The following is a 13,462-nucleotide window of genomic DNA, read 5'->3' as shown; positions in this document are numbered from 1 at the left end:
CCGGCACGCCGCCGCGCTACCCCAGCGGGGGTGTGCGCGGCGGCGGCACGCGCCGCGATCCGGTCGCCTCGAACGCCGCCGCGAGCGTGAGCAGGGCGTTGTCGTCATAGGCCCGCCCGGCGAACGTCAAGCCGACCGGCATCCCGATGTCGGCGAGGGCGCCCATCGGCACGGTCACCGTCGGGATGCCGAGATGGCGGATCGCGAGGTTGCCGTTGGAGACCCAGACGCCATTTCGCCAGCCGAGCTCGGCGGACGCCTCGTTCACATCCATGTCGGCGGGGCCGACATCCGCCGCCGCCGGGAAGACGACGGCATCGAGGCCGAGGCCGTCCATCCACGCCTCCAGGTCGACCCGTCGCGTCTCCTCCAAACCCCGCAGCCCCGACTCCAGGTCTGGGATGGCGGTGAACTCCCTGACCGAGTGCTCCCGCACCTGTTCCGGGTAGTCGGCGATGCGGTCCTCGAAGCCGTCGTAGCGGTCGGGGAGCGCGCCAGCCGGCTCGGGGAAGATCAGCGAGCCGTCCACGCCGTCCAGACGGTCCAGTGCCGGGTCGCCGTTCGCCCGCAGGAAGTCATCCCAGGCCCACGCCGAGAGGTCGACGATCTCCCGGTGCAGGAACTCGGGGCTGACGAGCCCGCGGCTCGCGATCGTCGGGGCGCCCGGCCGGTCGCCCTCATAGTTGGACACCACCGGGAAGTCGACGAGCACGATCTCGGCCCCCGCCGCCTCGAGTGCGCGCCGCGCCTCCTCCCAGAGCGCGATGACGCTCGGCCGCGTGTCAATCCGCTGGCCGAGCTGGCCGCCCAGACTCGGCAGCGGCGAGGTGCCCGCGGCCGGATCCGCATTCACGTACATCCGGGGCAGTCCGAGGCGGGTGCCTGCGAGTGCCGCGGTTCCGCCGGCGGCGAGGTCCGGGTAGCGTGCCGGGCGCACCGCGGATGCCGCAGGCAGCGGGATCCAGGGCTGGGCCCGCCAGAAGTCACCCCGCGATTCGGCGTCGTCCGCGACGATCGCGTCAAGCACCTCGAGCAGGTCGGCCATCGTGCGCGCATGGGGCACGACGACATCCATCGTCGGCACCAGCGGCCAATTGCCGCGGGTCGAGATCACGCCGCGGGAGGGCGTGTAGGCGCACAGCGAGTTGTTCGAGGCGGGAGCACGCCCGCTCGACCACGTCTCCTCGCCGAGCCCGAACGCGGCGAAGCTGGCCGCGGTGGCGGTGCCGGAGCCGTTCGACGAGCCGGAGCCGAACGCGGCCGTCAGGTAGGCGGCGTTGTACGGGCTCTCGGCCCGGCCGTAGAGACCCCGCTGCATTCCGCCGTTCGCCATGGGCGGCATGTTGGTGAGCCCGATGAGCACGGCCCCGGCCTCGCGCAAGCGCGCGATCGTGAAGGCGTCCCACTGGGCGACGAGATCGGCGAACGCGGGGGAGCCGGCGGCGGCGGTGAGGCCGGTCGCCAGATAGCTGTCCTTCGCGGTATACGGGATGCCGTCGAGGTCGCCGAGTGACTCGCCCCTGGCTCGACGTTCATCGGACGCCCGGGCCTCGTCCGCCGCGGCGGGGTTGGGCACGACGATCGCGTTCAGGGTCGGGCCGCTCTGGTCGTAGGCCGCGATGCGGTCGAGGTAGGCGGTGAGAAGCTGAATACTCGACACGTGGCCGGACTGCAGCGCGTCGCGCAGCCCGGCGATGCTGGCCTCCGTGACGTCGAACCGCTTCGGGGTGGGGCTGCCGGTCATGCGTGATCTCCGTTGAACCTCGAGCCTTTGTTGATCATGTGATCAACAGTCCGCCGAATGTATCCGGAGCGACCGGGCGCTGTCAAGATCGGCGCCTCCAGCACCGTGCCCCGACCCCGGCCACGCGCTAGCGTGGCCAGAGCAGCAATTCTGAGGAGGTAGTGATGGCCGGCACCATCGGGGGCATCGTTCTCATGGGCATCGTGACGATCGTCTTCTTGGTCATCGTCGCTCGTGTCACCCGACGGATCCTCGGCGTCCCCGTCGGGGTGACGCGCCTCGTCCTGGCCGGGGTCATCGGGCTCGCCGCGGAGCTGGGGTTCGAGTCCCAGTTCGTCTGGGGCAAGCAGGAATACAGCCTGGCCCTCGTTCCGCTGCAACTGTCGATTGTGCTCTTCGGGGCGGTGGCCTTCCTGGTGCTCGCCGAGATCCTCGTCCCGACCGGCTCGATTCCCCGGCCCGATCAGTGGCTGCCCTCGCTGAAGGCCCGGTCGGAGCGCACTCGCCGCTACGCCGAGATCTCGCGGATCGCGCTGAAGCAGGGCCTGGTGCCGTTCCGCGCGAACGCCGCCCCGACCGCGGCCGGCCACACCGAGCGCGTTCGCCAGGCGCGCGCCCTGCGCGGCGCACTCGAGCAAGCGGGCGGCGCGTTCGTGAAACTCGGGCAGTTGCTCTCCACCCGCAGTGACATCCTCCCGCCGGAGTTCCTCGCCGAGCTGGCGCAGTTGCAGCAGCGGGTCCCGGCCGCGGACTGGGCAGAGATCCACGCGCTTCTCGAGGCCGAGTTGAACGGCCCGCTCGAGGCCCACTTCGCCTCCTTCGACGAGACCCCGATCGCGGCGGCGTCGATTGGCCAGGTGCACAGGGCCACGCTGACGACGGGGGAGCTGGTCGCCGTCAAGGTGCAGCGCCCGCACATCGTGCCGCTGGTCGACCGCGATCTCGACATCCTGCTCCGGCTGGCCGCCCAGTTCGAGCGCACCACCGCGTGGGGGAGCGACCTCGGCGTGCTCGGCCTGGCGGAGAACTTCGCCAGCAGCCTGCGCGACGAACTCGACTTCCGGCGCGAGGCCGCCAACATGTCGGCGATGGCAACGACCCAGGCTCGGCACGCCGATTCCGAGCGGGTGGGGATTCCGCGGCACTTCCCGGCGCTCTGCACCGACAAGGTCCTGGTGTTGGAGTTCGTCGAGGGCGACACACTGAGCGATGCGCGCACATTCCGCGAGCACTCCGCAGCGGAGCGCGAGGAGCAGGCCGGCCGCCTGTTGCGCTCGACGCTCACCCAGATCATCGACGACGGCGTGTTCCACGCAGACCTGCACCCGGGCAACATCATCCTGCGTCCAGACGGGGAGATCGTGCTGCTCGACTTCGGCTCGGTCGGCCGCCTCGACTCCCAGCTGCGCGCCCAGATCGGCGAAGTGCTGTTGGCCTTCTACCGGGGAGACGCCGCGGCCTTCACGGATGCGCTGCTCGGCTTCGTCGAGCTGCCGGACGACATCGACGAGACGGCGCTGCGCCGCCAGATCGGCGTCTTCGTTGCCACCAGGCTGGGCGCGGGCGCCTCGCTCGACGTCACCGTCTTCACCGAGATGGTCCGGATGCTCACCGACAACCGCATCGCCGTTCCGGCCGAACTCGCCACCGCGTTCCGCGCCGTCGCCAGCCTCGAGGGGACGCTGCGGCAGCTCAGCCCCGGCTTCGAGATGCTCACGGCGGCGCGCGACTACGCGCAGGAATGCATCAGACACGGGTTCGCGCCGTTCGCCGTCTACACGAGCATGCGCGATGAGCTCATGTCCGTCGCGCCACTGCTGCGCCGGCTTCCCACCCGGATCGACCGCATCACCGGCGCCCTCGTCGACGGCCGCCTCGGCGTCAACGTTCGGCTCTTCGCCGACCAGCGCGACCGCACGCTCCTGCAGGGGGTCGTCAACCTCCTCGTGGTGAGCTTCCTCGCCGGCGCGTTCGGCATCATGGCGTCGATGCTGCTCATCAGCGATGGGGGACCGGCGGTCACGCCCGACCTCAGCCTGTTCCAGATCTTCGGCTACATGCTCACGGTGCTCTCCGGCCTGCTCACCCTGCGGGTGCTCTTCGACGTCTTCCGACTGCGCCAGAGGGAATAGCGCGACACGCCCGGAGGGTGGCCCGCTTTGCGCGCCTGTCGGGGCGGCCGTATTGTTGTCTCTTGTCGCCGCAACGGCGGGAAGCGAAACAGCTTCTCCGCTCACCGCGGCACAGCATCTCAGCCAAACATCGTGTGTCTGCGCATTTGCGTTTGACCGGTTTCATGCCTAAGATTGCTTCTTGCCTCTCCAACTCCCCGTCTCGGGTTCGAGTCCTCACTTCGCAGGTTTTCCTGCCCGGAGTGTCTGATTCGCCCGGTTTTGCGGGGCGGCGGGGGTCTGGTAAGTTAGACAAGTTGCCTCGGAGCGACACCCGCGAGAAAGCGGGAGAATCCGGGTGCATCCGATCCTTGAGAACTCAACAGCGTGCACAATGTCAAATGCCAAAAAACCCGGATCACCTCGGTGATCGGGATTCCTTTGGAAAACATTTAAACAACAAAGCAAGTCAGTAATGATTTGTTCTGTCAGTTTCAAACTTGCTGAGATGTCCGCCTTTTTCCGGTGGCGTTGACGCGCAAAATGTGACGCCAGCTTGCTGGTTAGTCGTATAAACATTTACGGAGAGTTTGATCCTGGCTCAGGACGAACGCTGGCGGCGTGCTTAACACATGCAAGTCGAACGATGAAGCCGGGTGCTTGCACCTGGTGGATTAGTGGCGAACGGGTGAGTAACACGTGAGTAACCTGCCCTTGACTCTGGGATAAGCGTTGGAAACGACGTCTAATACCGGATACGACCCTCGGAGGCATCTCCTGGGGGTGGAAAGAATTTCGGTCAAGGATGGACTCGCGGCCTATCAGCTAGTTGGTGAGGTAATGGCTCACCAAGGCGACGACGGGTAGCCGGCCTGAGAGGGTGACCGGCCACACTGGGACTGAGACACGGCCCAGACTCCTACGGGAGGCAGCAGTGGGGAATATTGCACAATGGGCGAAAGCCTGATGCAGCAACGCCGCGTGAGGGATGACGGCCTTCGGGTTGTAAACCTCTTTTAGTAGGGAAGAAGCGAAAGTGACGGTACCTGCAGAAAAAGCACCGGCTAACTACGTGCCAGCAGCCGCGGTAATACGTAGGGTGCAAGCGTTGTCCGGAATTATTGGGCGTAAAGAGCTCGTAGGCGGTTTGTCGCGTCTGCTGTGAAATCTGGGGGCTCAACCCCCAGCCTGCAGTGGGTACGGGCAGACTAGAGTGCGGTAGGGGAGATTGGAATTCCTGGTGTAGCGGTGGAATGCGCAGATATCAGGAGGAACACCGATGGCGAAGGCAGATCTCTGGGCCGTAACTGACGCTGAGGAGCGAAAGCATGGGGAGCGAACAGGATTAGATACCCTGGTAGTCCATGCCGTAAACGTTGGGAACTAGATGTGGGGGCCATTCCACGGTCTCCGTGTCGCAGCTAACGCATTAAGTTCCCCGCCTGGGGAGTACGGCCGCAAGGCTAAAACTCAAAGGAATTGACGGGGGCCCGCACAAGCGGCGGAGCATGCGGATTAATTCGATGCAACGCGAAGAACCTTACCAAGACTTGACATATACGAGAACGGGCCAGAAATGGTCAACTCTTTGGACACTCGTAAACAGGTGGTGCATGGTTGTCGTCAGCTCGTGTCGTGAGATGTTGGGTTAAGTCCCGCAACGAGCGCAACCCTCGTCCTATGTTGCCAGCACGTAATGGTGGGAACTCATGGGATACTGCCGGGGTCAACTCGGAGGAAGGTGGGGATGACGTCAAATCATCATGCCCCTTATGTCTTGGGCTTCACGCATGCTACAATGGCCGGTACAAAGGGCTGCGATACCGCAAGGTGGAGCGAATCCCAAAAAGCCGGTCTCAGTTCGGATTGAGGTCTGCAACTCGACCTCATGAAGTCGGAGTCGCTAGTAATCGCAGATCAGCAACGCTGCGGTGAATACGTTCCCGGGCCTTGTACACACCGCCCGTCAAGTCATGAAAGTCGGTAACACCCGAAGCCGGTGGCCCAACCCCTTGTGGGAGGGAGCTGTCGAAGGTGGGATCGGTGATTAGGACTAAGTCGTAACAAGGTAGCCGTACCGGAAGGTGCGGCTGGATCACCTCCTTTCTAAGGAGCACGTGCAGTCCGCCTCTGTATACAGGGCGATCAGACACTGCCAGCCATTACGGGAACACATGTTTCCCGGTGGCGCTCATGGGTGGAACATTGACATTGCAACAACATCAGATTCCCTGGTTCCAGTACGCCACTTCGGTGGAAGGAACGAGTCGGGGGGTGGAGGGTTGTTGGAGCACGCTGTTGGGTCCTGAAGGACCGGGTCACGTTTTGACGTGGACGACCTTCTGGACTTCGGCCGACACCGGCACAGGCGCAAGCCGGCGGGTGTTGGGGGAGTACCGCCCGTACTTTGAGAACTACACAGTGGACGCGAGCATCTTAGATTGACACTTCGGTGTCAATCACAAAGATTTTTAGGACAACAGGCTTTGCTTGTTGTTCGACTAATCATTGGTCAATTTTTCTGAACGAAAGATCGATTCAAACTCATGTGATTTCAAGATTCTAAGAGCAAACGGTGAATGCCTTGGCATGTAGAGCCGAAGAAGGACGTAGTAATCTGCGATAAGCCTCGGGGAGTTGATAAACGAACCCTGATCCGAGGATTTCCGAATGGGGAAACCCCGCCGGGCCCCTTTGGGTGACCCGGTGACTCCCGCCTGAATATATAGGGCGGGTAGAGGGAACGTGGGGAAGTGAAACATCTCAGTACCCACAGGAAGAGAAAACAACAGTGATTCCGTTAGTAGTGGCGAGCGAACCCGGAAGAGGCTAAACCGATCATGTGTGATAGCCGGCAGGCGTTGCATGGTCGGGGTTGCGGGACTTTTCTGCTGCTTCTGCCGAACAGTGAGCGTTACAAAGGAATATAGACGAATGCGTTTGAAAGCGCAGCCACAGACGGTGCCAGCCCGGTAGTCGAAATGTTCCAATGGCGCGAAGAGTATCCCAAGTAGCACGGGGCCCGAGAAATCCCGTGTGAATCTGTCAGGACCACCTGATAAGCCTAAATACTCCTACATGACCGATAGTGAACAAGTACCGTGAGGGAAAGGTGAAAAGTACCCCGGGAGGGGAGTGAAATAGTACCTGAAACCGTTTGCTTACAAACCGTTGGAGCCAGTCTGATTCTGGTGACAGCGTGCCTTTTGAAGAATGAGCCTGCGAGTTAGTGATCAGTGGCGAGCTTAACCCGTGAGGGGAATGCGTAGCGAAAGCGAGTCTTAATAGGGCGAATGAGTCGCTGGTCCTAGACCCGAAGCGAAGTGATCTATCCATGGCCAGGTTGAAGCGCGTGTAAGAGCGCGTGGAGGACCGAACCCACTTAGGTTGAAAACTGAGGGGATGAGCTGTGGATAGGGGTGAAAGGCCAATCAAACTTCGTGATAGCTGGTTCTCTCCGAAATGCATTTAGGTGCAGCGTTGCGTGTTTCTTGCCGGAGGTAGAGCTACTGGATAGCCGATGGGCCCTACAAGGTTACTGACGTTAGCCAAACTCCGAATGCCGGTAAGTGAGAGCGCAGCAGTGAGACAGTGGGGGATAAGCTTCATTGTCGAGAGGGAAACAACCCAGACCACCAACTAAGGTCCCAAAGCGCGTGCTAAGTGGGAAAGGATGTGGAGTTGCACAGACAACCAGGAGGTTGGCTTAGAAGCAGCCACCCTTGAAAGAGTGCGTAATAGCTCACTGGTCAAGTGATTCCGCGCCGACAATGTAACGGGGCTCAAGCACGCCACCGAAGTTGTGGCATTGATATTTTTGGTAGGCCTTCGTGGTCCAGCCGTATTGATGGGTAGGAGAGCGTCGTGTGGCCAGTGAAGCGGCGGTGTAAACCAGCCGTGGAGGCCACACGAGTGAGAATGCAGGCATGAGTAGCGAAAGACGGGTGAGAAACCCGTCCTCCGGAAGACCAAGGTTTCCAGGGTCAAGCTAATCTTCCCTGGGTAAGTCGGGACCTAAGGCGAGGCCGACAGGCGTAGTCGATGGACAACGGGTAGATATTCCCGTACCGCAGAAGAACCGCCCAAGCTAATCCAGTGATGCTAAGTGTCTGAATCCCCGTGACGGATCCCTTCGGGGTGATGCGTGTGGGCCTAGCACACGACCCTATGCTGGTGCGGTTAGCGTATTAACAGGTGTGACGCAGGAAGGTAGCCGAGCCGGGCGATGGTTGACCCGGTCTAAGAATGTAGGCCGAGAGATAGGCAAATCCGTCTCTCATATAAGGCTGAGACTCGATGGGTAGACGTAAGTCGAAATCGGTGATCCTATGCTGCCAAGAAAAGCATCGACGCGAGGTTCAATGTGCCCGTACCCCAAACCGACTCAGGTGGTCAGGTAGAGAATACTAAGGAGATCGAGAGAATCGTGGTTAAGGAACTCGGCAAAATGCCCCCGTAACTTCGGGAGAAGGGGGGCCTGATGGGTGAAGGGATTTACTCCTGGAGCTTTTGACGGCCGCAGAGACCAGTGGGAAGCGACTGTTTACTAAAAACACAGGTCCGTGCTAAGTCGCAAGACGATGTATACGGACTGACGCCTGCCCGGTGCTGGAAGGTTAAGAGGAACGGTTAGCCGCAAGGCGAAGCTGAGAATTTAAGCCCCAGTAAACGGCGGTGGTAACTATAACCATCCTAAGGTAGCGAAATTCCTTGTCGGGTAAGTTCCGACCTGCACGAATGGCGTAACGACTTCCCAGCTGTCTCAACCGCGAACTCGGCGAAATTGCACTACGAGTAAAGATGCTCGTTACGCGCAGCAGGACGGAAAGACCCCGTGACCTTTACTACAGCTTGGTATTGGTGTTCGGTGTGACTTGTGTAGGATAGGTGGGAGACTGTGAAGCTCGGACGCTAGTTCGGGTGGAGTCATTGTTGAAATACCACTCTGGTCATATTGGACATCTAACTTCGAACCGTGATCCGGTTCAGGGACAGTGCCTGGTGGGTAGTTTAACTGGGGCGGTTGCCTCCTAAAATGTAACGGAGGCGCCCAAAGGTTCCCTCAACCTGGTTGGCAATCAGGTGTCGAGTGTAAGTGCACAAGGGAGCTTGACTGTGAGACTGACAAGTCGAGCAGGGACGAAAGTCGGGACTAGTGATCCGGCAGTGGCTTGTGGAAGCGCTGTCGCTCAACGGATAAAAGGTACCTCGGGGATAACAGGCTGATCTTGCCCAAGAGTCCATATCGACGGCATGGTTTGGCACCTCGATGTCGGCTCGTCGCATCCTGGGGCTGGAGTAGGTCCCAAGGGTTGGGCTGTTCGCCCATTAAAGCGGTACGCGAGCTGGGTTTAGAACGTCGTGAGACAGTTCGGTCCCTATCCGCTGCGCGCGCAGGAAATTTGAGAGGATCTGACCCTAGTACGAGAGGACCGGGTTGGACGAACCTCTGGTGTGTCAGTTGTTCCGCCAGGAGCACCGCTGATTAGCTACGTTCGGAATGGATAACCGCTGAAAGCATCTAAGCGGGAAGCCGGCCTCGAGATGAGATTTCCATCCCTTTTAGGGGAGAGGCTCCCAGTAGACGACTGGGTTGATAGGCTGGATGTGGAAGCGAGGACTAAAGACTCGTGGAGCTGACCAGTACTAATAAGCCGATATCTTGAAAAACACTACACACACACCGTTGTAAGGCTGGTGTGTGCGGCACGGTGAGAGTCCGTGAGAAGCTTGCGTCCACTATGTGGTTCTCGATGTACGGTCGAGAGCCGAACACACAACCAACAGCACTGTGCCCTTCGGCACAGGATGTTGATCTTGTGCTTGTTCGATTCACTTTGATACATCAACAGTGTTTCGGCGGCCATAGCGAGAGGGAAACGCCCGGTCACATTCCGAACCCGGAAGCTAAGACTCTCAGCGCCGATGGTACTGCAGGGGGGACCCTGTGGGAGAGTAGGACACCGCCGGACTTACTTTGGAAAATGGCCACCCAGCAATGGGTGGCCATTTTTCGTTAAGTCATAATTGCCTAGGTGGCTGCGTTACGCAGCGCCATTAACAGAGAACAGGAATGTACCGTGAGCGATTCTCCATCCCAGGGTCAGGGACCCGAGCGCGAGAAGCGTCCATCGCGGGACAGCCGAGGCAACGAGACTCGCAACAACAGCTCCGCGCGTGCTCCGCAGCGCGATGGTGCGCAGCAGAAGCCGTGGGAGAAGCGCGATAGCGCTGACCGCCGCCCCGCCCGTGATGGTGAGCGCAAGCCGTGGGAGAACCGCAGCAGCAGCTCTGCCGGGGGAGACCGCCGGCCGCCGCGCGACGGTGAGCGCAAGCCGTGGGAGAACCGGGACAGCAGCAGCCGTCCGACCCGTGATGGTGAGCGGAAGCCGTGGGAGAACCGCAGCAGCAGCTCTGCCGGGGGAGACCGCCGGCCGCCGCGCGACGGTGAGCGCAAGCCCTGGGAGAACCGCGACAGCAGCACCCGTCCGGCCCGTGATGGTGAGCGTAAGCCGTGGGAGAACCGCAGCAGCGGTTCTACCGGGGGAGACCGCCGCCCGCCGCGCGACGGTGAGCGCAAGCCCTGGGAGAACCGCGACAGCAGCACCCGTCCGGCCCGTGATGGTGAGCGTAAGCCGTGGGAGAACCGCAGCAGCGGTTCTGCCGGGGGAGACCGCCGCCCGCCGCGCGATGGTGAGCGCAAGCCGTGGGAGAACCGCGACAGCAGCAGCCGCCCGGCCCGTGATGGTGAGCGCAAGCCCTGGGAGAACCGCAGCGGTAGCTCTGCCGGTGGTGACCGTCGTCCGCCGCGCGATGGTGAGCGCAAGCCGTGGGAGAACCGCGACGGTGGTGACCGCCGCCCGCAGCGCGATGGCGATCGTCGACCCCCGCGCGCCGGTGGCGAGCAGAAGCTCTGGACCCGCGATGGCGCCCCCGCGCGCAACGACCGTGAGGCAGAGCGTCAGGCCCGCTACGACGAGGAGATGACCGAGGAGCAGCGCCGTCAGCACGAGCTGCGCATGGTGCGCCCTCGTCACGACGACCCCGATCTGCCCGACGACGTGACCGCGAACGACCTCGACCGCGGCGCCCGCAACGAGCTCAAGACGCTCACCAAGGACAACGCCGAGTGGGTTGCCAAGCACCTCGCGATGGCTGCCCGGCTCATCGACGAAGACCCCGAGCTTGCGCACAAGCACGTTCTGTCTGCCGCTCGTCGCGCCGGCCGCATCGCCATCGTGCGCGAGACGCTCGCCGTCACCGCCTACGCCACCGGCGATTTCGCGCTGGCGCTGCGCGAGCTGCGCACCTACCGTCGCATCTCCGGCAAGAACGACCAGATCGCCCTGATGGTCGACAGCGAGCGCGGCGTAGGCCGCCCTGACCGTGCCCTCGAGCTCGGCCGCAGCATCGACCGCACCACCCTGCCCGACTCGGTGCAGGTGGAGCTCGCGATCGCCATGTCTGGTGCCCGTCTCGACCTCGAGCAGCCGGAGTTGGCGCTCGTCGAGCTGGAGATCTCTCAGCTCGACCCGAACACCGCCTTCAGCTACAGCCCGCCGCTGTTCGCCGCGTACGCCGAGGTGCTCGAGGAGCTCAGCCGCGACGCAGAAGCAGCCGAGTGGCGTGCCCGCGCCAATCGCGCGGCTGCCGCACTCGGTGCCGCCTACGGCGAGGACGGCGACGAGACCATCTCCGTCTACGAGGAGGAGCTCGACTACATCGACTTCGCCGACGAAGAGGGCGACGACGGCATCTTCGTCTCTGACGAGCCCGCCGCAGACGCACCCGCCGAGGCGGAGGCTGTCGACGCGACGCCCGTTGACACCGCGTCGATCAAGAACGTCTCCGCCGAGGACGAGGTTGCCGAGCTGCTCGGCGAGGACTCCGACGCCGAAAGCGCTGCCGTCGAGGCTGTCGAGCCTGCCGCTGCCCCGAAGGCTAAGAAGGCTCCAACGGCTGCCAAGGTCGTGAAGGCGCCGAAGGTCGAGAAGCCGGTGACGGCTGCCAAGGTCGAGAAGGCGCCGAAGGCCGAGAAGCCTGTAAAGGCCGTAAAGGCCGAGAAGGCCGAGAAGGCCGAGAAGGCCGAGAAGGCCGAGAAGGCCGAGAAGGCCGAGAAGGCCGAGAAGGTCGTGAAGGCTCCGAAGGCCGAGAAGCCTGTAAAGGCCGAAAAGGCCGAAAAGGCCGAAAAGGCCGAAAAGGTCGTGAAGGCGCCGAAGGCTGACAAGGCTCCGAAGACCGTGAAGGCTGAGAAGGCTCCGAAGGCTGTGAAGGCCGACGAAGGCGTCGCCGACGTGAAGGCTCCGAAGAAGGCGAAGGCCGTCAAGGCCGTCAAGGCCGACAAGGGTGACGATGGCGCTGTTCCGACGGAGAAGTAGTCGCGTGTCATCTGCAACGCCCCTGGACGGCGTCGATGTTCTGCTCGCCGATCTGGACGGCGTCGTGTACGCCGGCCCGACGGCGATCCCACACGCCGTGGAGAGCCTGAACCAGGCTGCAGAGTCGCTGCGCGTCGGCTACATCACCAACAACGCCTCGCGTTCGGATGCCTCCGTCGCTGCGCACCTCAGCGAACTCGGCCTGAGCGTGCAGGCGGACGACGTCGTGACCTCTCCGCAGGCCGCGATGCTCCTGCTCTCCGGGCTCATCGAGCCCGGCTCGCTGGTGCTCGTCGTCGGCGGCGACGGGCTCGTCGTCGAGGTGGAGAAGGCCGGATTCCGGGTGACTCGCTCCGCGGACGATCTCCCTGCCGCCGTCGTGCAGGGCTTCGCGCCCGATGTGGGCTGGGCGCAGCTCGCCGAGGCCGCCTTTGCCCTCGCGCCCACCGGGCCCGGTGCCGACATCCCCTGGGTGGCCACGAACACCGACTGGACGATTCCCGTCGCCCGTGGCATCGCCCCGGGAAATGGCACCCTCGTCTCGGCCGTCCACACCGCCGTCGGGCGGCTGCCGCTCGTCGCGGGCAAGCCAGAGGTTCCGATCTTCGAGGTCGCACGGGAGCGCTTCGCCGCCGAGAACGCCCTCTTCATCGGCGACCGGCTGGACACCGACATCCTCGGCGCGAACCGTGCCGGGATGGCATCCGTTCTCGTGCTCACGGGAATCGACAAGGCCAAGCAGGCCCTGGCCGCGGGGGCCGACATGCGTCCACAGTTCATCCTCAGCGACCTGCGCCAGCTGCACGAGCCGTACCCGGAGCCGGTGCTCTCCTCCGATGGCAGCCAAGCGACGGTCAACGCCGCCAGTGTTCGCCTGAACGGCAACGACGTGCAGATCGTCAAGCGAGGGGATGCCGGCATCGACCTGCTGCGGGCTGCCTGCGCCGTGATCTGGAACTCCGGGCGGGCAATCTACGGGCTGAATGTTCCGGAAGAGCTGTACGTCAACGGCGCCGCCGCGCCTCTGTCGGCGCCTGCCGGTAACGTGGCACTGTGACGACAGCAGAACACGAACTCCCGGTCGGCCCCGCCCAGGCCGAGCTGGCCGCGCGCCTGCACGCTCTGGAAGAGCAGCCGCTGGCCGAGCGCGCCGACGGCTATGTGCAGTTGCACGACGAGATGCGCGATCGACTCGAGGGCGGCGACGCCGCGGGAACGCAGGACTAGAC

The 13,462-nt window shown here is 63.0% G+C and carries 5 protein-coding genes and 3 rRNA genes; 7 read left to right on the top strand and 1 reads right to left on the bottom strand.

Translation table 11 applies throughout. The features are described 5' to 3' along the window. Nucleotides 1-16: 16 nt before the first annotated feature. A complete protein-coding gene (locus BLT62_RS12980) occupies nt 17-1,744 on the bottom strand; it encodes an amidase (RefSeq protein ID WP_083364439.1) in 1,728 nt (575 codons plus the stop codon). A gap of 164 nt (nt 1,745-1,908) precedes the next feature. On the opposite strand from BLT62_RS12980, the gene BLT62_RS12975 reads away from it, so the two are divergent. The 7 genes from BLT62_RS12975 to BLT62_RS17885 all read left to right on the top strand — a co-directional run bounded on the left by BLT62_RS12975 (nt 1,909) and on the right by BLT62_RS17885 (nt 13,460). Further along, nucleotides 1,909-3,876: an ABC1 kinase family protein gene (locus BLT62_RS12975; protein WP_083364438.1), complete on the top strand. Its 1,968-nt coding sequence runs from the start codon at nt 1,909-1,911 to the stop codon at nt 3,874-3,876. Nucleotides 3,877-4,433: 557 nt separating this feature from the next. After that, nucleotides 4,434-5,961, top strand: a 16S ribosomal RNA gene (locus BLT62_RS12970). Nucleotides 5,962-6,407: 446 nt separating this feature from the next. Beyond that, a 23S ribosomal RNA gene (locus BLT62_RS12965) occupies nt 6,408-9,525 on the top strand. A 185-nt stretch (nt 9,526-9,710) separates the two neighbouring features. Beyond that, nucleotides 9,711-9,827 (top strand): 5S ribosomal RNA (gene rrf / locus BLT62_RS12960). Together the 16S, 23S and 5S rRNA genes form the textbook arrangement of a ribosomal RNA operon. Before the next feature lie 108 nt (nt 9,828-9,935). Next, complete coding sequence (locus BLT62_RS18170; RefSeq protein ID WP_231919168.1) at nt 9,936-12,233, top strand: primosomal protein; 2,298 nt, start codon at nt 9,936-9,938, stop codon at nt 12,231-12,233. Continuing rightward, complete coding sequence (locus tag BLT62_RS12945; RefSeq protein WP_083365461.1) at nt 12,208-13,290, top strand: HAD-IIA family hydrolase; 1,083 nt, start codon at nt 12,208-12,210, stop codon at nt 13,288-13,290. Before BLT62_RS18170 ends, BLT62_RS12945 begins: the two co-directional genes overlap by 26 nt. Beyond that, nucleotides 13,287-13,460 (top strand): hypothetical protein, encoded by a 174-nt coding sequence (locus tag BLT62_RS17885; protein WP_172829710.1) that lies wholly within the window; start codon nt 13,287-13,289, stop codon nt 13,458-13,460. The genes BLT62_RS12945 and BLT62_RS17885 overlap by 4 nt, the downstream gene beginning before the upstream one ends. Nucleotides 13,461-13,462 lie beyond the last annotated feature (2 nt).

Origin of the sequence: Microterricola viridarii (genome assembly GCF_900104895.1) — a bacterium.
In the GTDB taxonomy this organism is placed as follows: Bacteria; Actinomycetota; Actinomycetes; order Actinomycetales; family Microbacteriaceae; genus Microterricola; species Microterricola viridarii.
Note: the sequence above shows the minus strand (reverse complement) of the source record. Positions and strands in the feature narration are given on the sequence as shown.